The organism is Bacillus cereus, from assembly GCF_002567495.1.
GTDB lineage: Bacteria > Bacillota > Bacilli > Bacillales > Bacillaceae_G > Bacillus_A > Bacillus_A cereus_AQ.
In genome coordinates this window covers 1-434 of the sequence record NZ_NVAP01000113.1, presented here as the reverse complement: position 1 = coordinate 434, position 434 = coordinate 1, and the positions used below count along the sequence as shown (strand labels likewise).

Sequence of the window (434 nt, the reverse complement as noted above, 5' to 3'; positions counted from 1 at the left end):
TCAAATCCTGTCTTCCCGATTTTCCCAAAAAACACGGGGCCTTAGCTCAGCTGGGAGAGCGCCTGCCTTGCACGCAGGAGGTCAGCGGTTCGATCCCGCTAGGCTCCACTTATTTTAATATCTTTTATGGCGGTGTAGCTCAGCTGGCTAGAGCGTACGGTTCATACCCGTGAGGTCGGGGGTTCGATCCCCTCCGCCGCTACCATAAAGGACCTTTAGCTCAGCTGGTTAGAGCAGACGGCTCATAACCGTCCGGTCGTAGGTTCGAGTCCTACAAGGTCCACCATTAGCAGTTTATATCTCGGAGGTATACCCAAGTTCGGCTGAAGGGATCGGTCTTGAAAACCGACAGGCGGCGAGAGTCGCGCGGGGGTTCGAATCCCTCTACCTCCTCCATTTTTTCTAAAATAAATATTATATCATCGCGGGGTGGA

General features: G+C 53.0%; 4 tRNA genes. All 4 read left to right on the top strand.

The features are described 5' to 3' along the window. Positions 1-35: 35 nt before the first annotated feature. The 4 genes from COK05_RS30590 (at position 36) to COK05_RS30575 (ending at position 396) form a co-directional block, all read left to right on the top strand. Positions 36-108: transfer RNA gene (locus COK05_RS30590), tRNA-Ala, on the top strand. A 20-nt stretch (positions 109-128) separates the two neighbouring features. Next, positions 129-205 (top strand) — tRNA-Met (locus COK05_RS30585). Positions 206-209: 4 nt separating this feature from the next. Then, positions 210-286: transfer RNA gene (locus tag COK05_RS30580), tRNA-Ile, on the top strand. A gap of 17 nt (positions 287-303) precedes the next feature. Further along, positions 304-396 (top strand) — tRNA-Ser (locus tag COK05_RS30575). Positions 397-434 lie beyond the last annotated feature (38 nt).